The 24,200-nt window shown below is 56.2% G+C and carries 24 protein-coding genes and 1 tRNA gene; 10 read left to right on the top strand and 15 right to left on the bottom strand.

Annotation, left to right across the window (positions count from 1 at the left end):
- Window positions 1-92: 92 nt before the first annotated feature.
- From C4542_01040 to obgE, 3 genes are all read right to left on the bottom strand, one after another.
- Entirely contained in the window at window positions 93-377 is a 285-nt protein-coding gene (locus tag C4542_01040) for a hypothetical protein (GenBank protein ID RJO63005.1), read from the bottom strand.
- 145 nt (window positions 378-522) lie between these two features.
- Window positions 523-1,149: a nicotinate-nucleotide adenylyltransferase gene (locus C4542_01035; GenBank protein RJO63004.1), complete on the bottom strand. Its 627-nt coding sequence runs from the start codon at window positions 1,147-1,149 to the stop codon at window positions 523-525.
- Between the two features lie 4 nt (window positions 1,150-1,153).
- The gene (gene obgE / locus C4542_01030) at window positions 1,154-2,416 is read right to left on the bottom strand and encodes a GTPase ObgE (GenBank protein RJO63003.1); all 1,263 of its coding nucleotides are present in this window, start codon (window positions 2,414-2,416) and stop codon (window positions 1,154-1,156) included.
- A gap of 325 nt (window positions 2,417-2,741) precedes the next feature.
- Here obgE and C4542_01025 point away from each other — a divergent pair, with 325 nt between their 5' ends.
- Window positions 2,742-3,995, top strand: coding sequence for a histidine--tRNA ligase (locus tag C4542_01025; protein RJO63002.1), 1,254 nt, complete (start codon window positions 2,742-2,744; stop codon window positions 3,993-3,995).
- Window positions 3,996-4,373: 378 nt separating this feature from the next.
- Here C4542_01025 and C4542_01020 read toward each other — a convergent pair whose 3' ends face one another.
- Together C4542_01020 and C4542_01015 are read right to left on the bottom strand one after the other, a co-directional pair.
- Window positions 4,374-4,934: a manganese efflux pump MntP gene (locus tag C4542_01020; GenBank protein RJO63001.1), complete on the bottom strand. Its 561-nt coding sequence runs from the start codon at window positions 4,932-4,934 to the stop codon at window positions 4,374-4,376.
- A gap of 54 nt (window positions 4,935-4,988) precedes the next feature.
- Window positions 4,989-5,918 (bottom strand): methionyl-tRNA formyltransferase, encoded by a 930-nt coding sequence (locus C4542_01015; protein RJO63000.1) that lies wholly within the window; start codon window positions 5,916-5,918, stop codon window positions 4,989-4,991.
- Window positions 5,919-6,283: 365 nt separating this feature from the next.
- Here C4542_01015 and dnaA point away from each other — a divergent pair, with 365 nt between their 5' ends.
- The 3 genes from dnaA to C4542_01000 all read left to right on the top strand — a co-directional run bounded on the left by dnaA (window position 6,284) and on the right by C4542_01000 (window position 11,754).
- Entirely contained in the window at window positions 6,284-7,609 is a 1,326-nt protein-coding gene (gene dnaA, locus C4542_01010) for a chromosomal replication initiator protein DnaA (GenBank protein ID RJO62999.1), read from the top strand.
- Window positions 7,610-7,981: 372 nt separating this feature from the next.
- Window positions 7,982-9,403, top strand: a complete 1,422-nt coding sequence (locus tag C4542_01005; GenBank protein RJO62998.1) for a hypothetical protein — start codon at window positions 7,982-7,984, stop codon at window positions 9,401-9,403.
- Window positions 9,404-9,567: 164 nt separating this feature from the next.
- Entirely contained in the window at window positions 9,568-11,754 is a 2,187-nt protein-coding gene (locus tag C4542_01000; protein RJO62997.1) for a bifunctional (p)ppGpp synthetase/guanosine-3',5'-bis(diphosphate) 3'-pyrophosphohydrolase, read from the top strand.
- A gap of 56 nt (window positions 11,755-11,810) precedes the next feature.
- Here C4542_01000 and C4542_00995 read toward each other — a convergent pair whose 3' ends face one another.
- The 5 genes from C4542_00995 to C4542_00975 all read right to left on the bottom strand — a co-directional run bounded on the left by C4542_00995 (window position 11,811) and on the right by C4542_00975 (window position 15,639).
- Entirely contained in the window at window positions 11,811-12,764 is a 954-nt protein-coding gene (locus C4542_00995; protein ID RJO62996.1) for an HD domain-containing protein, read from the bottom strand.
- The gene (locus C4542_00990) at window positions 12,761-13,462 is read right to left on the bottom strand and encodes a hypothetical protein (protein RJO62995.1); all 702 of its coding nucleotides are present in this window, start codon (window positions 13,460-13,462) and stop codon (window positions 12,761-12,763) included. The genes C4542_00995 and C4542_00990 overlap by 4 nt, the downstream gene beginning before the upstream one ends.
- A 36-nt stretch (window positions 13,463-13,498) precedes the next feature.
- Window positions 13,499-13,987 (bottom strand): hypothetical protein, encoded by a 489-nt coding sequence (locus C4542_00985; protein RJO62994.1) that lies wholly within the window; start codon window positions 13,985-13,987, stop codon window positions 13,499-13,501.
- 407 nt (window positions 13,988-14,394) lie between these two features.
- Window positions 14,395-14,553 carry a helix-turn-helix domain-containing protein gene (locus C4542_00980; protein ID RJO62993.1) on the bottom strand — a complete coding sequence of 53 codons (159 nt, stop codon included), beginning with the start codon at window positions 14,551-14,553 and terminating at the stop codon, window positions 14,395-14,397.
- 168 nt (window positions 14,554-14,721) lie between these two features.
- Window positions 14,722-15,639, bottom strand: coding sequence for a branched-chain amino acid transaminase (locus C4542_00975; GenBank protein RJO62992.1), 918 nt, complete (start codon window positions 15,637-15,639; stop codon window positions 14,722-14,724).
- A 141-nt stretch (window positions 15,640-15,780) separates the two neighbouring features.
- Here C4542_00975 and C4542_00970 point away from each other — a divergent pair, with 141 nt between their 5' ends.
- Window positions 15,781-16,341, top strand: coding sequence for a transposase (locus tag C4542_00970; GenBank protein ID RJO63030.1), 561 nt, complete (start codon window positions 15,781-15,783; stop codon window positions 16,339-16,341).
- An 84-nt stretch (window positions 16,342-16,425) separates the two neighbouring features.
- Entirely contained in the window at window positions 16,426-16,767 is a 342-nt protein-coding gene (locus C4542_00965) for a hypothetical protein (GenBank protein RJO62991.1), read from the top strand.
- Window positions 16,768-16,928: 161 nt separating this feature from the next.
- Here C4542_00965 and C4542_00960 read toward each other — a convergent pair whose 3' ends face one another.
- Genes C4542_00960 through pyrF form a run of 4 tightly spaced genes read right to left on the bottom strand, consistent with a single transcriptional unit; the run spans window position 16,929 to window position 19,386 of the window.
- Window positions 16,929-18,152 carry a DNA polymerase IV gene (locus tag C4542_00960; protein RJO62990.1) on the bottom strand — a complete coding sequence of 408 codons (1,224 nt, stop codon included), beginning with the start codon at window positions 18,150-18,152 and terminating at the stop codon, window positions 16,929-16,931.
- A 1-nt stretch (window position 18,153) separates the two neighbouring features.
- The gene (locus C4542_00955) at window positions 18,154-18,366 is read right to left on the bottom strand and encodes a hypothetical protein (GenBank protein ID RJO62989.1); all 213 of its coding nucleotides are present in this window, start codon (window positions 18,364-18,366) and stop codon (window positions 18,154-18,156) included.
- Window positions 18,367-18,369: 3 nt separating this feature from the next.
- Window positions 18,370-18,561: a DUF951 domain-containing protein gene (locus tag C4542_00950; GenBank protein RJO62988.1), complete on the bottom strand. Its 192-nt coding sequence runs from the start codon at window positions 18,559-18,561 to the stop codon at window positions 18,370-18,372.
- 12 nt (window positions 18,562-18,573) lie between these two features.
- A complete protein-coding gene (gene pyrF / locus C4542_00945) occupies window positions 18,574-19,386 on the bottom strand; it encodes an orotidine-5'-phosphate decarboxylase (GenBank protein RJO63029.1) in 813 nt (270 codons plus the stop codon).
- Window positions 19,387-19,714: 328 nt separating this feature from the next.
- Between pyrF and C4542_00940 the strand changes: the two genes are divergently transcribed.
- Window positions 19,715-20,632, top strand: a complete 918-nt coding sequence (locus C4542_00940; GenBank protein ID RJO62987.1) for a nucleoside triphosphate pyrophosphohydrolase — start codon at window positions 19,715-19,717, stop codon at window positions 20,630-20,632.
- Between the two features lie 5 nt (window positions 20,633-20,637).
- Here C4542_00940 and C4542_00935 read toward each other — a convergent pair.
- A tRNA-Pro gene (locus C4542_00935) sits at window positions 20,638-20,716 on the bottom strand.
- A gap of 71 nt (window positions 20,717-20,787) precedes the next feature.
- Here C4542_00935 and C4542_00930 point away from each other — a divergent pair.
- The 3 genes from C4542_00930 to C4542_00920 all read left to right on the top strand — a co-directional run bounded on the left by C4542_00930 (window position 20,788) and on the right by C4542_00920 (window position 23,643).
- A complete protein-coding gene (locus tag C4542_00930; GenBank protein ID RJO62986.1) occupies window positions 20,788-21,978 on the top strand; it encodes a cofactor-independent phosphoglycerate mutase in 1,191 nt (396 codons plus the stop codon).
- A gap of 2 nt (window positions 21,979-21,980) precedes the next feature.
- Entirely contained in the window at window positions 21,981-22,187 is a 207-nt protein-coding gene (locus C4542_00925; GenBank protein ID RJO62985.1) for a hypothetical protein, read from the top strand.
- 241 nt (window positions 22,188-22,428) lie between these two features.
- Window positions 22,429-23,643, top strand: coding sequence for an aspartate kinase (locus C4542_00920; protein RJO62984.1), 1,215 nt, complete (start codon window positions 22,429-22,431; stop codon window positions 23,641-23,643).
- Window positions 23,644-24,200: the final 557 nt, after the last annotated feature.

Here is a 24,200-nt window from a genome sequence, read left to right as displayed (position 1 = left end):
CTTTTACTTTTGTCCAGATGTAGGGGCGAGGCATGCCTCGCCCGGAGGAGAGATGTTGGGAAAATCCTATGAATCCCCCGCTACTAAAATAGCTATCTCCGGCTGAGTTCCACCTCTGTGGCGCCACTGCCGCCGTGGAAACGGTCCGCCGGGTGGTGGCGGGCTACCAGTGAGTTGCGCGAGAGGTATCTGTCCACCTCCAGCCGCAGCGTGCCGGTGCCTTTGCCGTGGACGATGCGCACTCTTTGCCAGCCCCGGGCATAGGCGTCATGCAGGAATTCCTCGACGAGCGGGATGGCCTCTTCCACGGTGCGCGCGTGCAGGTCGAGCTCCGCCGCCGGATAGTCGGAAGGTTGGAAGGAATGACTACGTTTCATACCGGACTTAACTCCCTCTCTTCAACCTTTTCTCTAGTTTGGTTGTCATTCTGAACGAAGTGAAGAATCCCAGGGAGGCGGAGGCGACCACCCCACCCTGAGATTCTTCGGTGGTCGTTGCCACCTCAGAATGACAATAGCAGATTCACTCCTCTCCCTTTGGGGGAGAGGAAGTTTTGTAGAGGCCTTTTTCTTTTATGTAAGCCTCGACCGCCGGCGGCACCAGGTGGCTGATGGGCAGCCCGAGGCTGACGCGCTCCCGGACAACCGAGGATGTGATGTCCACCTCAGGTTTGTCCAGGAGGATAACGCGCCTGGAGAGGCCGGGCAATATCTTGTCGAGGGCGGAGAGGTTGGGAACAGGGAAACCGATGCGCGACACAGCCGCCAGCTTGCACAGCGCGATGAGCTCCGCCGGTTTGTGCCAGCGCGGCAGTTCTTCCAGCTTGTCCCAGCCGAGGATGAAGTAAAGCTCGTCCTGGGCTGAAACCTGAGCTTTCAACTCGCGGATGGTGTCAACGGTATAGGTCGGGCCGGAGCGCTCTGTTTCGGCGGTGGAGAGCTTGTAGCTGGCGTTGCCCTGGATGGCCAGGCGCGCCATTTCCAGCCGGTCTCCGGCCGGACTTATGCGGTGGTCCTCTTTCATCCAGGGCAGGCCAGCAGGCATAAAAACAATCTCTGCCGGGGCCAGCCTCTGGCTTACCACGGCGGCCACCGCCAGGTGTCCGTTGTGGGGAGGGTCGAAGGTGCCGCCCAGCACAGCTATGTTCACGGCGCTACCATATCCATTCGAAATCGCCGATGCGTATCTTATCGCCCGGTTTCAGGCCGGCGCGTTCCATGATATGACGGATGTGCGGCCGGTTGAGGCGGTTGCCCAGCTGGCGTTTTACTTCGGGGTCGCGCACGTCACTGCCGGCCACCAGCCTTTCCAGCTCGGGCGAATGAACGACAAACACCCCGCCTTCCTCCTCGACGCGGAGGTTGACCTGCCTGCCCCTGGGACGCAACACCGGAACCTCAGCCTCTTTGGGCTTTTCGGATGCCGGGGCCTTTTGCAGAAGGGAGAGAACTTCATCCATGAGCTCTTTGACGCCTTCACCCGAAGCAGCCGATACGAAACGCGGCGTTATTCCGATGCTCTTGAAGGTCTTTTTGAGCTCTTTCACGCGCTCTTTGACGTCGGGGCGGTCCACCTTATTGATGACCAGTATCTGCGCTTTCCGCGAGAGCGAGGCATCGAAAAGCGAGAGTTCGTTGTTGACGGCTATCATGTCGTCCACGGGCGAAGGCGATGCCCCGTCGAGCAAGTGAATCAGCACGCGCGTGCGCACGGCATGGCGCAGGAAGTCGTGCCCCAGCCCCCTGCCGAGATGCGCCCCCTCGATGAGTCCGGGTATTTCGCAGAGGACGAAACGTTCTTCAGCCGTCTCCACCATTCCCAGCATGGGTTCGAGAGTGGTAAAGGCGTAGTCGGCAATCTTGGGGTTGGCCCGCGTGGCGGAACTCAGGAGCGAGGACTTGCCCACGTTGGGAAAGCCGATGATGCCCACGTCGGCGATGAGCTTGAGCTCCAGCAAGATGTCTTTTTCCTCGCCGGGCACGCCCTTTTCAGCCAGGCGCGGCGTCTGGTTGGTGGACGAGGCGAAGTGCGAGTTTCCCAGTCCACCCTTCCCTCCTCTAGCCGCCACCACCTGCTGTCCCGGCTCAGCTAGGTCAGCTAGCAGAACGGGTTCGCCCAGTTTGTCTATGGTCTGCACCACCGTGCCGGTGGGCACCATTAAGAACAGGTCGGCACCGTTCTTGCCGTGCTGCTTCTTGCGCCGACCGGAGCCAGCATTCTCGGCTTTGTATAAACGTTTGTTATGAAAAAAGGTGAGTGTGGTAAGGCACTCGTCAGCTTTTACAGTTACGTCTCCGCCTTTACCCCCGTCCCCGCCGTCCGGCCCCCCGTACGGCACGAACTTCTCGCGCCTAAAGGTGACCGCGCCGTCTCCTCCATCACCTGCTTTTACCTTTATTTCCACTTTATCAAGCATCTTATCAAACCCTGCTAGCTTTTATGCAATATCTATTTCAATATTTAAAGTAAGTATATGTAGTAGAACAGTACTAACCACAATAATAGCATAACGATACTTCTGGTGACCGCGCAGGCGCAGGGGAGTTATCGAAAAGTATCATAAAAGCAGTCCGGCAGCCACTCGCCCCGGAAAAGTTATCGACAAAAGAAGGAACTTGTCGAAAAAATGGGATGGTTGTGCCAAACATATCGAAAGAATATTGTAGAATAAGTCTCGTGGCAATCTTTACAACCCCCTCGCCTTTGCGCTATCCTAGCCTTAATCAGACAGGAGTAATATCGTGTTTCAGTCACCGCGCGGCACCCAGGACATACTGCCAGCCGAGCAACCCTACTGGCGCTACATCCAGCAAGCGGCTGAGGTTACCGCCAGTCTCTACGGCTACGAGCGCATCGACACGCCCGTTTTCGAGGAAGCCGGGCTTTTCGTGCGCACGGTTGGCGAGGGAACGGACATTGTCGAGAAGGAGATGTACACTTTCACCGACCTGGGCGGCGGCCAGATGACGCTGCGCCCCGAAGGGACTGCGCCCGTCTGCCGCGCCTATATCGAGCACGGCATGGCCTCACTCCCTCAGCCGGTCAAGCTCTTTTACCAAGCGCCCATATTCAGGTACGAGCGTCCCCAGGCGGGGCGCTTCCGCCAGCACCATCAGTTCGGCTTCGAGGCCATCGGCGACGGCGATGCAACGCTCGACGCAGAACTGATAGATTTGGCATGGCGTTTTTTCCAGACGCTCGGTCTTAAAAGCCTTACCCTCCAGATAAACAGCATCGGATGCCCCGCATGCCGCCCGGCCTACCTCGCCAAACTTAAAGAGTATTACGCGGCGCACCAGGAGGCGCTCTGCGGCGACTGCAAGGTCAGGCTCGATAAAAATACTCTTCGACTCCTCGACTGCAAAAAACCCACCTGCCAGCCCCTTGCACAACAGGCTCCGCGCAGCATCGATAACCTGTGCCCGGAGTGCGCGGCGCATTTCGAGCAGCTCAAGCGCAACCTTTCGACCCTCAAACTGCCCTTCGAGATAAATTCCAGCATGGTGCGCGGGCTGGACTATTACACCAGGACGGTCTTCGAGATACAGCCTGAGGAAGAGCGTGGCCAGAGTACCATCGCCGGCGGCGGGCGTTACGACGGTCTAATCGAAGAGCTGGGCGGCAAGCCCACGCCAGGGGTGGGTTTCGCCACGGGCATCGAGCGCATCATCCTCAACCTTAAGAAGCAGAACGTGGCCGTCCCTGGGGCCTTCAAACCCTCGGTCTTTGTCGTGTGGCTGGGGGATGAAGCCAGGGAAGCCGCGGTCAAACTCATCGGCGACCTGCGGCAGGCGGACATCAGCGCAGTAACGTCCTATAGCCCCCGCAGCATGAAAGCCCAGCTACGTCAGGCGGACGGGGCAGGCTGCCATTTCGCCGCCATCATCGGTGAGGAAGAGCTGGCGCAGGGGTCCGTCACGCTGCGGGATATGCGCACCGCCCAGCAGGAGCCGGTGGCTGTGAATAAACTCATGGAGAAGCTGACGGCTCACTAGCATTTCACAAACGATAGTTTGAGATCAAGCATAATCAAAAGAGGAGCGACATTGTGCCGCTCCTCTTTATTAAACTCCCCTCTCCTTTGGTGGACCCTCTCCCCTTGGAAAGGGGAGATAAGAGAGGGATTAAATAGGCAACTCGAGAGGTTCCAGCCATTAAGAATCTCCCTTAATCCCTCTTTGGAAAAGAGGGAAAAACGACGGTACGTAATCGCTCCTCTCCCTTGACGGGAGAGGTGTAGGTGAGGGTGAGAGTCTCGAGTATTATTACGCAACGGCTCATAAGGACTCTCTATCGATTGCTTCTCCCAAAAGAAAGGGCGACCGGCCGGTCGCCCCTACGGTACGAAGAGACGCGCGGACTCAAACGGCGCATCAACCCAGCAGGTGTTCCAGCAACACCCGCGTTCCGATGCCGATGAGGATAAGTCCGCCCAGCACCCCCGCCCAGCGCCCCAGCCACTCGCCCACCTTGCCGCCGATGACGAACCCCACAATTACAACGGTGAAGGTGACGGCTCCGATAGCTCCAGCGGCGACGGCGATGTTGACCCGCTGGAAAGACAGCGCCAGCCCGGTGGCCAGCGAGTCAATGCTGGTTATCACCGCCAGCGTCAGGAGCGCCCAGCCGCGCGTGAGGTCGAGCTTTTCGCCTTCCTCTTCCTCCTCAAACGATTCCCAAATCATGTGAACGCCTACCGCCAGCAGCAGGCCGAAGACCACCCAGTGGTCGTAAGAGGATATTAAGTTAAGCAGCCCGCGCCCGGCCAGCCAGCCGATAGCCGCCATGACCGCCTGCGCTCCGCCGAAAGCGGCGGCAACTCTTAGCGCCATCGCCCGCGAAACGCGCTTCCCAGAGCAGCTTATACCCAGGGCAATGGCGAAACAGTCCATGGAGAGGCTTAGAGCGATGAGGAGAAGTGCGAAAATGTCCACAGGGGTTCAGTATAGCATCGCCGATACAAATAGTGCGAGGATTGCCGAGGCGGCTTAACCCGGCAGCACAGTCCCGATAAAGCCGCGCTGCCCTCTGATGAAATCCGCGGCGGACATGGCCTGTTTGCCCTCAATCTGCAAGCGGCGCAACTCCAGTATGCCGCTGCCCGTGACCACCCCGCAGCCCTTCCCCAGCGCCACCACCGCACCAACCTCAGTTTGAGTTGCGCAGGCGACAGGCCAAGCCTCCAGAATTTTCAGGACTCTCCCGTTAAAATGTGTAAAACTCCCCGGCCAGGGCTGGTAGGCGCGCACCTGCCGCCAGAGTTCCAAGGCGGGTAAATTCCATTTTATCTCGCCGGCCTCTTTCTCGATGGGCTTGAAATAGGTGGCCAGCGCATCGTCTTGAGGTTGGGGCTTTATCTCGCCGCGCGTCCAGCCCGGTAGTATGTCCGCCAGCATTTGGGCTGACATCAACGATAAGCGCTCCGAGAGAGTCTCCGTCGTGTCGTCATCCCGCACCAGCGCCTGCGCGCGGGTGAGGACCGGGCCGGTATCCAGCCCTTCATCCATCTGCATGATGCTCACCCCGCCCCAGGCGTCACCCGCCAGGATGGTGGAGACGACAGGCGCGGCCCCCCGGTGGCGTGGCAGCAGGGACGGGTGTATATTGATGCAACCGAAACGTGGCAGATTCAGCACCTCCGGCGGCAGTATCTGGCCGAAGGCCGCCACCACGATGACATCCGGCATTAAGGACGCCAGTTCGGCCAAAGCCTCGGGCTTCCTGAGACTGCCTGGTTGCACCACAGTAAGACCCAGGGATAGAGCCTCTCGTTTCACGGCGGAAGAGGACATCTCCTGCCCGCGCCCCGACAGTTTATCCTTTTTGGTGTAGACTGCCGCCACCTCATAACCATTTAGTACTATGTTGCGTAGCGGGGCGACGGCGAATTCCGGGGTTCCCATGAAGACCAGGCGCATAACTACCCTCCGCCCGGCCATTCTAACACGAAAAAAGGGCTCTCACAAGGCTCGCTAAACATAATCCGACGTCTTGTAAAATTAGCTGGTACTAATTACTGATTCAAGGCTGTCAGGCCGAAAGAGGGTAGAAAAGGGTCAAAAAGAGCAGTCCGAGAGACCTTGATGGGAAGATAAATCCTGCAAACTGCCGCCAGACCATTGCCAGAACCCTTGCTACATCAAAAGAATGGCTGATACCATTATCAAGGTTTTAATTCCCCTGGACCAGGCCGGATATCCTGGCCGGGGCAACAAACGAAAAACACACCCAAAATAAACGTCCCTGGCGTAGTATTGCCTGCAATTAGGAGCATCCTGACCATATGAATTCTGCCAGTGAAATCTGGGAAGCCGCGCTCGGCGAACTCCAGTTGCAGGTAAATAAACCGAACTACCAGACATGGTTCAAGGGGACTCAAGGGCTGGCTTTCGACGGCGACCAGTTCCTCGTGGGTGTTCCCAACGCCTTCGTGGCTGAGTATCTTGAAAAAAACCAGCGCTCGCTCATAGAAAAAACCCTCATCGGCCTGATTCACCGCGGCGTAAGCACGCGCTTCCAGATAAGCTGGGCGCAGGATGGGGGCACCGCGCGCACGTGCGAAGCCCGCCGCAACGTCTCGGCCATCTACGGCTTTAACCCCAAGTACACTTTCGATAATTTCGTGGTGGGGGCCGGCAACCGCATGGCCTACGCTGCGGCCGCGAGTGCCGCCGAGCACCCCTCCGTGCAGAGCTATAACCCGCTATTCATCTATGCCGCGCCGGGCCTGGGCAAGACACACCTTTTACAAGCCATCGGACAGAAAGCGCTGGATAATAACCTCAAACCCGTCTATGTCTCCGGAGAGCAGTTCACCAACGATTTCGTGGCCGCGCTGCGCGAGAGGCGCACCGACGAGTTCCGCGCCAAGTACCGTTCGGCGGACATGCTCATGGTGGACGATATTCACTTCATCAGCGGCAAGGAAGCCACTGAAGAGAGTTTTTTTCACACCTTCAACGACCTGCATAACGCCGGGCGCCAGATAGTTATCACCAGCGACCGCCCGCCCAAGTCCATGCCGATGCTTCAGGAAAGACTGCGCTCGCGCTTCGAGTGGGGTCTGACCGTCGACATCCAGCCGCCCGATTTCGAAACGCGCCTTGCTATTTTACAGTCCAAGGCGGAGCAGGCGCAGACAGCGGTCGCCCCCGACGTGCTAGATATGATGGCCCACGAGCTGAAACAGAATATCCGCGAGCTGGAAGGTTCGCTCAACCGCATTATCGCCTATGCCCGCCTGCTGCGGGCGCAGATAACTCCCGAACTGGCTGCGAGAGCCCTCAAAGACGTAGCCGGTGCTAAAGAACTCCCTGAGGCGTGCGGCAACCTGGAATCCATCCTGGGTACGATAGCCCGGACGTTCGAACTCAACATTGACGACCTGCTGGGACGCAAACGGGACAAAGAGGTGGCCCAGGCGCGCCAGGTGGCCATGTACGTCCTCAGGCAGAAAAATGGCTATTCTCTCTCCGACATCGGCGCTGCCATAGGAGGGCGCAATCCTTCTACCGTGAGCTATGCCTGCGAGAAAGTAGCGCAGGATATGGCGAACTCGCACCTGTTGCGCCGCAAGGTGGAGGATATTCAGAAAAAGCTTGCTTCCTAGTCCTGACCCTCTACGATAATCCGACACCATCAGAAGTCCATCTTGTCTATTAAGACCCCTAGAGATTTGAGGCTTGAGTCTTGGAGCTACTACATCTTGCACTCATAATAATCATAAGAGACTGCTGGTCGATCCTTCGTCCCCCTCAGGCGGACTCAGGATGAGAATAAAATCCCTTGAAATGCCCCACCCTGGGGTCCTCACGTCGTCCGCCTCAGGCGGACTCCTCAGGACGACAATTTTCCATACGCATCCTGCATCCAAGACTCAGGGTGATAGAATATTTACTCTCTCGCGTATCTTGCTGAAAAGTACCTCGAAGGGTCTAAACTTGAATTTGCCTCTGAATCGTGCTTTAATTTTTACCTCTAAATGAATATCAAATCCTGGTTCCATCCCAAGCCTCCCCCCAGAATACTGCTCATCTTCCCCGCGATTCTGGTCATGTTGCTGGCCATGCTGGCGGGGGCGCTGGCTTTGACTTACGAAAACGATGCACTGGCTGTGGTCGGCATCGTGCTGGGGCTTTTTTGGCTGGGGCTGCTGGCTCTGGTAGCCCTGCCCCAGACCGACAAATGGCTGGCCGGTATGCAGAGCTGGTTCAAGCCGCTGGCCGCCACGCTCATGTTTTTTCTGGTTTTCGCCGGCGTGGTGGAGCTGCTGGCGCTGGTAGCCACCGGCCTGGGCACTACGGGAGGTGGCATACTGGGAGCCAGCACTCCCAGGTTACTGGCCTCTATTTCGCGCGACCTGTCATCGAGCGACGCCGTCGCCCTGCTCGACCAGGCTGTGGATAACGTGTTCGATGGCAAGAACCCGTATGCCCATTCCAATGTAGTCAGCGCCGTTATCAGCATGGACAGCCCCTATGATAAAACCACGCCGCTGCGCCTGGGGCGTTTCGCCGGCGTTTTCCCCTATCCCAGCGCCGCCGAGATTGATTCCCTGTGGGACGAAGCGGTCAAAACCCCTGAAATCGTCCCCGTCGAGCTTGAGTCCAAACTCGGCTATCCCTCGGGTTTCTTTCTTATCCCGGCTCTATTCTCCCTTTTCGGAGTGGACAACATCCGCGGGGTCTCCCTGTTGCTGGTGGTGGCCGCCCTCGCAGCCGCCATTGCCCTGACACCTTCCCGCATGAGGTTGTGGCTGGCCGGCGCCTGCCTGGGCAGCCTGGTCATCTGGAACGGCATCGCCAGCGGCCTGACCGGCAACCTCTATTTCCCGTTCCTGCTACTGGCATGGTTGCTGTGGCGCCGGAATCTCTGGGCGTCCGCTATTTGCATGGGCATAGCGGTGGCCACCAAGCAGGTCGTCTGGTTCTTTCTCCCCTTTTACCTCATTCTGCTGGCGAGGCAACTGTCATGGCGGCAAGCCGCTCTCGGCGCGGGATTGGTTGCAGGAGTCTTCGCCGCTTTCAACCTGCCGTTTATAATAGCGGGCCCGTATCTCTGGTTCGATTCGGTAGTATCCATGATGAAAGATGCATTATTCCCCTCCGGATGGGGCATCATCACGCTGGTCCTGCAGGGCTGGGTCGGCACAACGTCGCCGCTCCTGTTCACCATCATGGAAGCAACGGTATTTATTGCGGCTATAATCTGGTACTGGCGCAACGCGCGAAAGTATCCATATCTGGGCGTCGTATTGCCGGTTCTTCCCCTCTTTTTCGCCTGGCGCAGCCTCTGGACTTACTTCCTCTACATTGATGTCATCCTGCTGGCGGCGGTGATGCAGGAGTACGCCGAAAAGAGGGAACCGCGAGCCGTTCTTGCTGCGGAGGAAAATCCCTCCTGACCTCCCTTTACAAAAAAGGGGGGATACCCCTCCCCCAAGATGCTTCGCTCCGCTCCAGCATGACAACGGGGAAAAGGGGAGGAATTCCTCTTGAGCCTTTGCCAACCACCTAGTCTTGATTTATACTTATGTCATATTTCCACATCCGCAGTTGAGGCAAACCAATGACGGCTGAAGCGCTGCTGGAAAGAGCAGGCAAGTACCTTCCTCCCGAGAAACTGACGCTGGTGTCAGCCGCCTTCGACTATGCCGCCAGCGCCCATGCAGGCCAGGTGCGCAAGTCGGGCGACCCCTACATGGAGCACCCTTTCCAGGTAGCCCTCACGCTGGCTGAACAGCAACTGGATGCCACCACGCTGGCCGCGGCGCTCTTGCACGATGTCACCGAAGACTGCGGCATCACCATCAAGCAGATAGGAGACAAATTCGGGCCGGACGTAGCGCGCCTGGTGGACGGCGTGAGCAAGCTCTCCAGGCTGGCCCTGCCCCTGCCGGGAGAGTTGCAGCAGCGCCCCTCGGTGCGCGAACAGCAGGCCGAAAACCTGCGCAAGATGCTGGTGGCCATGGCCGACGACCTCAGAGTGGTCTTCATCAAGCTGGCCGACAGATTGCACAACATGCGCACGCTGGAGGCGCTTCCACCCGAACGCCAGAAGGCCATCGCCCGCGAGACGCTGGAGATATACGCCCCGCTGGCCCACCGCTTAGGTATATGGGAGCTCAAGTGGCAACTGGAGGACTTGGCCTTCCATTACATCGAACCGCGCAAGTACAGCCAGATAGCCAAACTGGTGGCCAACCGCCGCGCCGAACGCGAGGAAATCGTCGGCAGCGTGATGCAGATACTGCGCGACGAGTTCGGACGTATGGGCCTCAAAGCCGATGTCTCCGGGCGTCCCAAGCACCTTTACAGCATCTCGCAAAAAATAGAACGCTACGCCGCCCAGGGGAGGCAGTTCGACGAGATATACGACCTGCTGGCAGTGCGCGTGCTTGTCGATACCATCCCTGAATGCTATCATGCCATGGGCACGGTGCATAACCTGTGGCACCCCATCCCCGGCGCTTTCGACGACTACATCGCCAACCCCAAGCCCAACGGATACCAGTCCCTGCACACCGCCGTCCTCTTCAAAGGCACCACCCCCCTCGAAATCCAGATACGCACGCGCGAGATGCACCGCGTGGCCGAGTTCGGCGTGGCGGCCCACTGGCGCTACAAGGAAGGCGACAAAAAGGACATCGAGGTCGAGGAACGCATCGGCTGGCTGCGGCAGCTCATCGACTGGCACCGCGAGCTGGCAGGAGCCGAGGAATTCCTCGAATCGGTCAAGACGGATATTTTCAACGACCAGGTTTTCGTTTTCACACCCAAGGGCGAAATAAAAGACCTGCCCAAAGGGTCCACGCCGATTGATTTCGCCTACCGCATCCATACCGACCTGGGCAACCGTTGCGCCGGGGCCAAGGTCAACGGGCGCATGGTGCCGCTGGATTTCCAGCTTTCCAATGGCAATGTGGTGGATATAATCGTTTCCAAGAAGGCTAAAGGCCCCAACCGGGACTGGATGAGCCCCAACCTGGGTTTCGCCAAGAGCTCGCATGCCCGCGAGAAGATCCGCCAGTGGTTCAGGAAGCAGGAACGCGAAGAGAACATCGAGCTTGGCCGCGAGATGCTGGACAAGGAGATCAAGCACCTGGGGCTGGACGTGGGCGACCGCGAGACAATCGCCAAACTTTTTAAATATGAAAACATGGACGAATTCTTCGCCGCCATCGGCTGCGGCGACGTCAGCGTGCAGACCATTGCCCTCAAGCTGGCGGCCCAGGAACAGCCCAAACCGGCAGTGGAAGCGACGGTCAGGCCGTCAACGTCAGGGATACAGGTGCTGGGTTCGGGAGACCTGCTCACCAATTTAGCCCGCTGCTGCAACCCGGTGCCGGGCGACCTTATCATCGGGTATATTACGCGCAACCGCGGCATCACCATCCACCGGCAGGACTGCTACAACGTGACGCATGAGGATGAAAAAGAGCGCCTGGTGCGCGTGGAGTGGGGCCGTGCTGACGTGCATTATCCGGTGAAGATGCAGGTGGAGGCTTGGGACAGGGTGGGGCTGGTGCGGGATATCTCGACGCTGCTGGCGGAAGAAAAGGTCAATATATCCAACATGAACGTTACCCCCCACAAGGACCACACCACCTCACTCTATTTCGACGTGGAGACCACCGGATTGCCGCAGCTCTCGCGCCTGATGAGCCGCATCGAGACCATTGCGGGGGTGACAGGCGTGGCGCGGGTGGGGGAAGAACACCCTGCCAGCCCTCAAACCGCCCATCCCAAATCCTAAATAAGCTCAAAATACAAATCTCAAATTTTCCAAAGACTCTTTTTGGAATTATGAATTTAGTCATTTGGATTCCAAGGCACCCAACCGCCACCTCCTCCAGGTAACCAATATGTTAACTTACCGAACGTGGCTTCAAATACCTCACGTTTTGAGTAAGATTTAGCGATAAATGAGTCAACATTCTCTCCAGACCGTGGGAAAACCCTACACTCGACCCCTTTAGGAGTTCTAACCATTTCCACTTTCACTATCTTATCTGGGGAACCCGTGGAATAACCATGGTCCAGACCATCAGCGATTCGAACTAAAGACACGAGTTCGGCAGCAGCCCGAGAGTCCCAAAGGGGTATATCACCTAAAGGCTTAAGCTTGCCGTCAATAATCTCGTCCCTGTGATAGAAGACGCCATACATTATCAAGGCGAGCGGATCCTTTTCGTTATCACCCAGGATATTACATTCCCATAGTTGTTCTTTTAACATCCGCCAGCCAGCTTCATTGTGCTCTTCATTGGGTTTTTCCTTGCCAACTCCAATATCGTGAGACAACCCGATTATCTCAGCAAGAATACGCTTGTTGTTAACACGTTTGATAAGATCAATAGCTACCATGTCATCATACATATTCAGCATGAGCCTTGTGACGGTTTTGGAATGGGCACCTCGACCATAATTAACACTTTTAGCAATTTTGAGAACTTCTTCACATACCTTTGGGGCAGAGGGCCACGGGTCCAGCCCAGAGTTCTTTATTAGCTTATTGAAATGTTCTAATTGTTCTTCGATTTTAGATTTCGGTGGTGGTGAAGCCTTCTGAAGTTGAGGGCTCTCGTTAACTATCTTTGGCCAATACTTCTGAAAGCCTTGCTTCATTTCGAGTGCACATGCTTTATAGGCGTCAATGTTGGAATTCCAAATATCCGGGATTCCCAAGACAATAACTTTGTCTGGTGGGAGACTGGCTTTCATATGCTCTTCCATGACTATGATAACTTTCGCCTCATCAATCATTTCCTTGGTAGCTTCTTCGGTATATGGTTAGCCAGTAAGTCTTCCCCATAAAGTTCTTTGATTGCTTTCCGGGAGTTCGGATGAGCCTTTGTATCAGTAGGCCCCTTATAAGCCGCACTATCTACCTTGAATTTTGTACCCAGCCCATTATCCTGGAGCATTTTCTCCAAAATAATTTTCGCCATTGGTGATCGGCAAGTGTTGCCCGCGCAGACAACGAATATCGTATTTGAGTTTGACACATGAATACCTCCAGATTTTACTTCTTCTCCGACATATCTCTTTCCCGCAAGCGTAACCACGTGAAATGCCTTGCAAGTTTCTGGTTCAACATAGTAAAGCCAGGTCGTTGTGCCGCCCTTGCGGGGTGCACTATGACCTCCGATTCTACTCGGAGGGATAGACGAGAATACTGTCTTGGGGTCTGTGGACTCGTCTTCAAACCGTGCTACCACGACCCCTGCAAATTTTTCGCCCTTGCCCAACCCTTTTCGTTCATCACTTCGGTTGCAATAATTGCGGGCAAACTGAAGAGCGCTTCGGTCGGTTTTTAAGAGACGCAGAGTCTGGTCGTCCCCAACCTTCTCTTTTACCTTCCCGAGATCACGTTGAGTTATTATTTCAGTTCTCCCACATGAGTTCCTTAGTTCTTTTACTTTTCTGAGTTGAAATTCGATATTCGACTTCAAGTTGGGCATTTTTACCTCCCTTGGTTAGCCTACAAATCTTCGTCTTTACTTCGTGGCATCGTGGAATATATCTTCAATTTCCAAAAACCAAATAGGTGCAAGTTGCCCCCATCTTTCCACATAATTCCAGGTAGGATTCTGAGTGCTGATCTCTAAGAAGGGCCGCCAAAGTCGATATTGTCCTCCGACACCTTCTTTCCCTTTTAGTTCTTCAAAGTTGTCATTAATCGTAAGTTTATTGACTTCAAAAAGCTCGGGAAGCTTGTGATTGTTCCACTTTTCTCGTAAATAATCCCTAGTTTCTTTGGGGAAACGCTCTCTAACAAGAGGGATAATTATTTCTTCTATAATTCTCCCTATCCCAATGGTGTCTTTCAGATGCGAACTAACACGTTCATATTTTCCGCGTTCAAATGATATATTATGCCGCTCAAGCCATCTGTATGTTCCTTTTTGCCCACCCCCTAAACCCCACAGAAAGAGTTGTGCATTTAAGAAATAACTTTCTAACCTCATACTTTGTTTGGTATCCAAATTTCTTCCTCCTTTAACCGAACAATAGCATAATCGGGTTCGTTAGTCAAGTGCATTATGCATACTAGTTATTATATTAATCAGTTAGTTGTGTTCAATTAAGACAAGGCTGAAGTCGAATCCATGATGTGCCCGGGTGCAAGTGTGAGGTAATTCACTATGCCAGGCAGTGCCATGTGTGGTGACTCTGTATTGCAAAATTTGGAGGTTCGTTTTGCAGCACATTTGCTGGGGGGCTATGCGTAGTTTTTGCGCTCCTTTGTGCATAAAAGTGCTTCGCAACACATACACTTAGGTTTTCTGCGCAGCAGGCAATGGCTAAAAAATATGCTAAATTGCATAACACGACATTGGTCGTGATGCGAAAATTTTGCAACACGTAAAATACGATAGCTTACTGGCAGTTCTCAATTTGTTCCGTCTATCTCAGTTTTCAATTCCCTCGATATAGTCCCTTTATCGCGCCCGAGTTGACGTGCGATCTCCCTCAGCGCTGTGCCTTCGTTCCTTAACTGGGCTATTTGCTCCCTCTCATCAATACTCAGATGCCGGCATTGTTTTCCCATAACCACTTAGAATAACAGGCTCCTTCCTGCTCCTCCAAGTGTTGCACTTCATTATTGAACCCGCGTTTAGGATTTAGACATTGGGATTTGGAATTTCATTCCAAGAGCAAACAAAAAGACGGCTGGTTTGTGCCAGCCGTCTTGCTTAATCCAACCCTCGGATAATCTCTATTTCTTGTAAACCGGCGTGCACCAGTCCATATAGTGCGGCAGATTGCCCTTGATGGTGTCGAAGAAGAGCTTTTTTAACTGCGCCGTGACCGGGCCTACTTTGCCGTCGCCCAGCGGGCGGCGGTCTATCTCGGAAACGGGGGTAAGATGCGCCGCCGTGCCGGTGAGGAAGCACTCCTGCGCCATGTAAAGCTCGACGCGGTCGATAGACCTCTCTACCGTCTCGATACCCAGTTCGTTCTTGGCCAGTTGAATGACGGTGTCGCGCGTGATGCCGACCAGTATGTTGTTGTGCGTCGCCGGCGTGTGCAGCTTGCCGTCAATCACCAGGAAGATGTTCTCGCCGCTGCCCTCGGAGACATGTCCGTCGGGGGCGAGCATGATGGCTTCGTCGTAGCCGTTTTCGATAGCCTCGGTCTTGGCCAGGGCGTTGTTGATATACATGCCGGTGGCCTTCACCTGGGTCGGGATGCAGTTGTCGTCAGGCCTGCGCCACGAGGAAACGCCGCACTTGCAGGCATCGGTGTCGAGGTAGCGCCCCCAGGGCATGCAGAAAATCAGGAAATCGTCGTCCAGGTTGTGCAGCCGCACGCCCATCTGCTCGGTGCTTTTATACGCCAGCGGGCGGACGTAGGTATCCTCTTTGAACCCATTCTTGCGGATGAGTTCGACGGTCAGGGCAATCATCTCATCGACCGAATAGTCGAGCGAAATCTTGAGCAGTTTGGCGCCGTTATGCAGGCGCTGGTAGTGCTCCTTCAGGCGGAAGAGGTACATTTCGCCTTTGTCCGCGTTCCAGTTGCCGCGAATGCCCTCGAACAGCGCGGTGCCGTAGTGCAGGGCCTGGGTCATAACGCCGACTCTGGCCTCAGGCAGGGGGACGAACTTTTTCTGGAAAAAAGCAATGGCAGGCATAGCGTTAATCTCCTTTTTTACGGCAGTAGAATAAGGATTATAAACCTTGAGCCGAGTTCGGGCAAGTGTGGGGCGTGAACCGTGGTGTAGGGGCACGGCATGCCGTGCCCCCGTGTGATGTATAATAACCACAATCAAACAATGCCTGAGAACAATACCCGCGACCGCCGCTCCATCCGCCTGTCAGGATACGATTACGCCCAGAACGGCGCGTATTTTATCACCATTTGCACTCATGGCAAACGAAACATGTTCGGTGAGATTGTAGATGGAGATGTGCGGTTGAATGAATGCGGGCGGATCGTCCACATGTGCTTGTTGGAGATACCCAAACATTTTAGCAATGCGTCGCTAGACGAATTTATCGTTATGCCAAATCACATTCATGCAATCATTAGTATTGATGCAGCAAGTAGGGGCACGGCATGCCGTGCCCCTACGGAACGATTTGGCAAACCTACTGCAAATTCTATTCCAACTATCATCCGCTCGTTAAAGTCTGCTGCGGCAAGGAGAATCAACGTTTTGCGCCAAACCCCCGGCGCTCCCGTCTGGCATCGTAACTATTATGAACACGTTATCCGCGGCGAGACCGATCTGAATTCGGTTCGGGAATATGTTCGGTACAATCCTCAGAAATGGGCGGAAGACGAGGAAAATCCGGCGAAAAGCGCGAATGGAATCTCTCAAGGCAGAAGATAGATGACGCTTACCTTGCGATTTCGGAGTGGAAATGATTTCATCTAAAATGTTATAGTCTCAGCAACTCTTTCTGGAGGATAAGCCATGCCCGGTGAATTGCCTAAAAATGTCGCGCTTGCCGTTCTCGTCGCCCTGCCGCTGGACATCACCTATATCGACGAGCGCGACATCATCCGTTATTACAGCGAATACCACATCTTCAAGCGAACGCCGGACATTCTCGGCACGACCGTTCAGAACTGCCACAAGCCTGAAAGCCGTGATGAGGTGAACCGCGTTATCGACGACCTGCGCAGCGGGCGCAAGGACGTGTCGGAATACCCGGCTGAGAAAGGCGGGCGCAAGGTGCGCGTGCGCTACATCGCTATAAAAGATGATAAGGGAAAATACGCAGGGCTGGTCGAAATTTGCGAGTGGGCTGACTGAGGTTTTGGCGAGGTAGAGCGATCGTAAGGGGCAAAAAACCTCTCCCCTTGGAAAGGGGAGATAAGAGAGGGATTCTTAAGGCAAATCGATAGGCTCCTGCCAATAAGAATCTCTATCATGTTCCACCCCCATGTTATCAAAGTCTCGCAACGACGAGAGGATTACCTCGACAGCCCCGGCGTATGCAGGCTGTAGCCGCGCTCGTTCTCCTCGAACAGCTCCCGCAGCTTCATGGTGCGCCCGGTCTGTATGGCCCCGAAGCCGTACTTTTCGCGTATGCGGTCCACCGCTTTATCCAGCTTGGCCATCCTCAGCGTCGAGTTATCCAGCAGGCTGAGCTGCTGCCCCGCCTCGGTAAACCCGGTCACGCCTATGCCGATGAGCCGCACCGCGCGTTTTTCTTTAATCAGCGCCGTATGCAGCAGTTTCAACCCAGCCTCGAAGATGACCCCGTCGGCATCCGTCGCCTGCGGCAGCGTGCGGTTCCGCGTAATAGTGGCAAAGTCGGCGTAACGCAGTTTCATGGTGACGCATTTAGCCAGCTTGCCGCTCTGGCGCAGCTTCCGCCCCACCCGCTCCGCCAGGTAGCGCAGCGTGGCCTCCAGCACGGCCCGGTCGCGCAAGTCTTCGGCAAAGGTGGTCTCGCGGCTCATGGACTTGGCCTCGCCGCGGCCGACCACCGGGCTGTCGTCCAGCCCCAGCGCCATATTATGCAGGTGCTCGCCGTGGCTCCCCAGCAGCTTTTTCAGGCCCTCGGCCGGCGCGTGCGCCAGCTTGCCGATGGTGTCTATTCCCAGCCGTTTCAACACGGGCTCGGTCTTCTCGCCGATGCCGGGCATCTGGCGGATAGGCAGGGGCGCCATGAAGGCAGCCTCACCGCCGGGAGGCACCTCTATCAATCCATCGGGCTTGGAGGCGTCGGAGGCGATTTTGGCCACCACCCTGGAGTTGGCGATGCCGACGGATACGTTGATGCCCAGCTCGTCCCTGACGCGCTTTTTAAGGGCGGTTGCCATATCGCGAATAGTGCCGTGGAGCGACTCGAAGCCGGTGACGTCCATGTAAGCCTCGTCCAGCCCCATCGGCTCCAGGAACGGCGTGAAATCGGCCAGTATGTCCATGAATTTGCGCGAGGTCTCGGCATATTTACTGAAATTGCCCTCGACGAAGATGCACTGCGGGCATAATCGGGCGGCCGTCCTCAGCGGCATGGCCGAATGCACACCGAAAGCGCGCGCTTCATAGGATGCGGCGGCCACTACCCCGCGTGTGTCGGGACGGCCACCCACCACGACCGGCTTGCCCCGCAGTTCCGGGTGGTCCACCTGCTCCACCGAAACGAAGAAGGCGTCCAGGTCCACGTGCATGATGCGACGTGTAGCCATGTTATGTCACCACTATTTTAATGGCCTTTTGCGGGCAGGCGCGCACGCAGTCGGAGCAGGAGGCGCAGACGGAGGGGCTGGGTACCGGCATCTCGTAGGGCTTTTCCTGCGTCAAAATCTTGCGCTTGCATACCAACGCCGCCTGGCATATGCCTTCGGGACACAGCTCAGGTCGGCATTTGTCGTAAATGACGAGGGCCACCTTGGAGGGCATGGGCTATTCCTCCCGGCGCGGGTGACCCTTCATGCGGCGTTCGAGTTCGGAACGGGGCATCAGCATGTAGCGTCCGCAGTCTTTGCACTTGAGGCCGATGTCGGCACCGAGCCGCGTCACCTGCCACTCGAAGCCCCCGCACGGGTGGACCTTCCTGAGGCGCACGATGTCGTTCATTTTGAAATCGACGACCATGGCGGACTCCCGTTATGAGGCGGAGCGGTAGAGGTTGATTTCGTCGCGCAGATTGAGGGCTGCCTTGCGGGCGGTTTCGGCGAAGTCTTTTCCTCGTGAGGCGTAGAGGATTTGCCTTGAGGAATTGATGATGATGCCCGCGCCGCGCTTGTCTATGCCGTACTGTACCGCGAGTTTCAAGTCGCCCCCCTGCGCCCCCACCCCGGGGATGAGGAAGGGCATTTCGGGATAGGCCTGCCTGAGCAGTTTGAGTTCGTCAGGAGACGTAGCGCCTACCACCAGCCCGATGTTGTTGGCCTTATTCCACTCGCTGGCTTTTTTAGCCACGGCCTGGTACAGGGGCATCGCTTTTCCTTCCGCTACGACCTTAAGGCTCTGGAAGTCGGCGGCGCCCGCGTTGGAGGTGCGGCACAGGATAAAAACGCCTTTATCTTTGTAATTCAAGAAAGGCTCGACAGAATCGAAGCCGAGGTAGGGATTGATAGTCACACCGCCCGCTCCAAGCTCCTCGAAGATGGCTTTAGCGTAGGCTTTAGCCGTGTTGCCGATGTCGCCGCGTTTGGCGTCGGCGATGACCAGGATGCCTTTGGGTATATAGTCCACCGTTTGCTTGAGGGTGTCCCAGCCTCTCGCTCCCTCCGCCTCGTAAAAGGCGAGGTTGGGCTTGTAGGCGCAAACGAGGTTCGATGTCGCGTCGATGATGGCTTTGTTAAAATCGAGGATGCTCACGCCGGGGGGCATGAGGGTGGGGTCGGGGTCCAGCCCCACGCACAGGAGGCTGTGATTCTTTTTGACGGCTTCATCGAGCTCTGAGAAAAATCCCATGCGCATCACCCTCCGTGTTTATAGAGTAACAGCCACAAGGGCAGGCGTCAAGACAGTCAATCGTCGTTGCGAGCCCCGATAACATCGGGGCGAAGCAATCTTTATCGAATAGTCTGACAACCTGCTTATCCCTCCCTTTGGAAAAGGGAGGCTAGGAGGGATTTTTCTCGATTCCCATCATCTCAAATCCCTCTCTTATCTCCCCTTGTTAAGGGGAGAAGATTCCTGAATTGTCGGGTCGAGCCCGACAATGACATCAACAATGAGCATTCTAAATTGCCCCTTATGATAACTTGAATGTATAATCGTGAATATATGAGGAGACGGCATGGAAATCCCCAAAGACCTTAAGCGTTTCGACAGTCTGGTCGAGATAATTGCCCACCTCAGAGGCCCGCAGGGCTGCCCCTGGGATAAAAAGCAGACCCATGCCTCGCTGCGCGAGCACCTGCTGGAGGAAAGCTACGAGGTGCTGGAGGCGCTGGACGAACCCAACGCTGAAAAGCTGTGCGCCGAGCTGGGCGACCTGCTGCTCCAGATAGTTTTGCACTCCCAGGTAGCCCGAGAGGCCGGCGAGTTCGACATGGGCAACGTGGTGGAGGGCATCAGCAAAAAACTGCTTTACCGCCACCCGCACGTTTTTGGCTCTACCAGTGCAAAAGATGCCGACGAGGTGCTGGTGCACTGGGAGGAGCTCAAGAAAAAAGAGCGCCAGGAGGACGCCGGAATGCTGGACGGCGTGCCGAAAGCCCTTCCCTCGCTGGCTTACAGCCAGTCGGTGCAGGACCGCGTGGCGCGCGTGGGCTTCGATTGGCCCAGCGACGAAGGCGTGCTGGATAAGCTCTCAGAGGAGATTGGCGAATTCAAACGCGAGGATACTCGAGAAGGCAAGTCCGACGAGTTCGGCGATATCCTCTTCACGCTGGCGAACTACGCGCGCAGGCAAGGCATCGACTTGGAATCTTCGCTGCGCCAGGCCAATCACAAGTTTTACCGCCGCTTCGCGCACATGGAAAGGCTCTGCCGCGAGCGCAAGCTGGACTTATCGAAAATGACGCTGGATCAACAGAACAAGCTGTGGGATGAGGCCAAGATGAAGGTTGCTAAAGAGGATTTCGAGGCGGAACTAGAGAAGCGCGAAGATGAAGAAGATATCCGCGAGGGGCTTAAGGCTCTGGCTGATACTGAGGGCTCAATGACAATCGAGGAGTTCCAGAAGCAGTTAAAGAAGGGGAAAAAAGGTTAGTTAACTGGTCGGGGCGAGTGGATTTGAACCACCGACCTCAGCGTCCCGAACGCTGCGCGCTAAACCAAACTGCGCTACGCCCCGCAAAGTGATATTATAGGTGCTTTCAGTTCACGGGGCAACTCGTGGCTGGATAATTATGGAAGGTCAGTGATATGAAATACTGCGTTTTGATAATCGACGGGGCCGCCGGCTGGCCCATCAAAGATAGGGGCAATAAAACCACACTCGAGTTAGCGCGCACCCCCAACCTGGACGCGCTGGCCCGCGAAGGCACCCTCGGCCTGACCAACAACGTGCCGCCTGGCATGGAGCCCTCCAGCGCGGTAGCCTGCATGTCGCTGCTGGGCTACGACCCCGCAGTTTACTACCGAGGCCGCGCCGCCATCGAGGCCATCAGCATGGGCGTTCCGGTGAGCCGCGGCGAAACGGTCTTCCGCTGCAACCTGGTGGCCACCAAGGGCGGGCGCATGTGGAGTTACTGCGCCGGCCATATCGAGAGCGAAGAGGCGCGCGAATTTATAGAAACATTAAACGAGAAGCTGGGCAGCGACGAGGTAGAGTTTTTCCCGGGCGTCGGCTATCGCCACCTCCTCAAACTCAAAGGACACACGGATACTATAAAAGCCGTCTGCACCCCGCCCCACGATATCCCCGACAAGCCAGTAGTGGAATACCTTCCCAAGGGGCGCGGCAGCCGTTTCCTCAACAAGCTCATGGCCGATTCGCAGGAGGTGCTCAAGCATCACCCGGTGAACTATCACCGCGCTTCGCGCGGGCAGATACCGTCCACCTCGATATGGCTCTTCTGGGGCAGCGGCCCCGTCCCCAAAACACCCTCCTTCAAGAAGGCTTACGGGCTCAAAGCCGCCATCACTTCAGGCGTCGACCTGCTGAAGGGCCTGGGCAAGATGACCGGCATGACTATCCTGAATATCAAAGGCGTTACCGACAACACGAAAAACAATTTCGCCGGACAGGCCGAAGGCGCGCTGAAGGCGCTTGCCAAGCACGACCTGGTGGTGGTTCACGTCGAAGCGCCGGACGAGGCCGGACACGCCGGCGATGCCGCAGAAAAAATCGAGGCTATCCAGAAAATCGATGCTGAGATCGTGAGCAGGCTACGCTCTTACAGACAGGACAGCCTGCGCATCCTCGTTTTGCCGGACCACCCCACTCCTGTGCCCGCGCGCACCCACGTGGCCGAGCCGGTGCCTTTCCTTATGTGGGGGCCCGGTTTCGAGGCGGATGATGCCGTTCGTTTCACTGAATCCGAGGCGCAAAAAACTGGCGTATTGGTTCCCCTCGGGCATAATGTCATGAGCCGCTTTACCGGGAGGCCGTAAAAATGCCCCGGCGTGAAGACGAGTACAGCCGCCAGCGCAAAGAGCCGCGCGGAACGGCCCTCTGCCCCAGATGCGGCAGCCCCAACCTTTCTTACAACAAGATGTATAAGACCTGGCGCTGCAACCGCTGCGAGCAGAGCTTCCCCACCCCCAGCTACGGCGCCCACGGCAAACCCTCCTGGTGGGACCGTTTGAGGGGGCGGGGCTAATTATCCTCTTTTAGTTGGAGCTAATCCGCCTCCCATAGGTAGGGGCACAGCATGCTGTGCCCCTACGATATGCCCAAAAAGAACAATCGAGAACATGCATTCAAATGATTGGCCGATTTTTGCTATAATAAACCATCTACAAATTTAAAATGGTTAGTGTGAACATCAAACGCCTGGTAGCCCGGGATAGGTTATGGCCATTTACCGGGGTAGAGAGTAACACTCTGGAACTGACTGAAACATGCCTCTTATAGTCCAGAAATACGGCGGCACCTCGGTAGGCGATGCGGAACGCATACGCAACGTGGCGCGGCGCATCATTGCCACCAAGCAGTCAGGCAACGATGTTGTCGTGGTGGTTTCCGCTATGGGCGACACGACGGATGACCTCATTAAGCTGGCCTATCAGGTAAGCGACAAGCCCAGCGCGCGCGAGCTGGACGTGCTGCTCTCCACCGGTGAGATAGTGGCCAGCACGCTCCTGGCGATGGCGCTGAAGAGCATGGGCTACGAAGCCATCAGCCTTTCCGGCGCGCAGGCCGGCATACAGACCGACGCCAACCACAGCCGGGCGCGCATCCTCAACATCGAACCCGGCCGCATCGTGCAGGAGGTCAAGAAAGGCTGCGTCGTCATCGTGGCAGGATTCCAGGGCATCACCAAGGACAGCGACGTCACCACGCTGGGACGCGGCGGCTCCGACACCACGGCGGTGGCGCTGGCGGCGAGCTTAGGAGCCATAGTCTGCGAGCGTTATACCGACGTCGAAGGCATCTACACCGCCGACCCCCGCGCCGTGCCCGAGGCCACCAAGCTCAAAGAGATAAGCTACGACGAGATGCTGGAGCTGGCCACCTACGGCAGCAAGGTAATGCACCCGCGCGCCGTGGAGCTGGGGCAGATTTACAACATCCCCATCCTGGTGGCTTCCAGCTTCAACGACCACGCGGGAACTCTCATTCATGGAGGGCATATGGAAATACGCAACAAGGTCACCGCCATCACTCATGATATGGATGTGGCCAAGATAACGGTTGTTGGGGTACCGGACAGGCCGGGCATCGCCGCCGCCATTTTCGGGCCGCTGTCCAAAGCCGGTGTCAGCGTGGACACCATCGTCCAGAACGCCAGCATCAAGCATATCACCGACCTCACCTTTACTGTGACTAAGGGCGATGCAGAGAAGGCGCTGGCGGTGGTCAAGCCTATTGCCGAGTCCATCGGCGCGCGCGAGTGTGTCGTTGATACCAAACTGGGCAAGGTGAGCATTATCGGCAGCGGCATGCAGAACACGCCGGGCTATGCCGCCACCATGTTCAGCACACTCTCCGCCGCGGGCATAAATATCCAGCTTATCACCACTTCAGAAATCAGAATCACAGTCATTATTGACGAAAACAAGGTGAAGGAAGCGGTAAAGGCCTTGCACAAGGCCTTCGAGCTGGAAAAAGAATAGCCTGTTCCCGGCCGCTCTCCCTTTGGAGAAAGGGAGACTGTCCCGATCTGTCGGGACTGAGAGGGTTTTCCCGCTCTGTTCCCCTGCACGCAGCCATGCGCGTCAATTATTCGGTAATTAATGCGCGTCGTGCGCGATGTCTTTTGTCCATTTGTCGTTTGTAGGAGCGGGTTTCAACCCCGTCCGCCCCGGTTGTCATTCCGGCGAAAGCCGGAATCCAGTCGCCTCATAATTGTCCTGTCATTGCGAATGTCCCCTCCCCCTTTGGCGAAAGAGGGATGAAAGGGGGATTTTCCTTCGTGTCATTGCGAGCGAGTAACGAGCGTGGCAATCCCGTTCCTGTCTTCTCGCCCCCTGGGTGAGAGATGAGAGTGAGGGGTAAAGTTTAGAACACTGGCCTCACCCTCACCTTAGTCCTCTCCCTCAAGGGGGCGAGGAGACCGGGTTACGGCGATTCGTATTCGTTTTTCGGAGGGTCGCACTTTCGGGAAACGAAGATTCAAAATTTAGCCATCAGTGACGCCTGGACTTCGAGCGCTGGAAACGACGATTCGTTT

This window comes from Dehalococcoidia bacterium (genome assembly GCA_003597995.1).
Classification (GTDB): Bacteria; Chloroflexota; Dehalococcoidia; order Dehalococcoidales; family UBA1222; genus SURF-27.
This window is presented reverse-complemented; position numbering and strand designations above follow the sequence as displayed.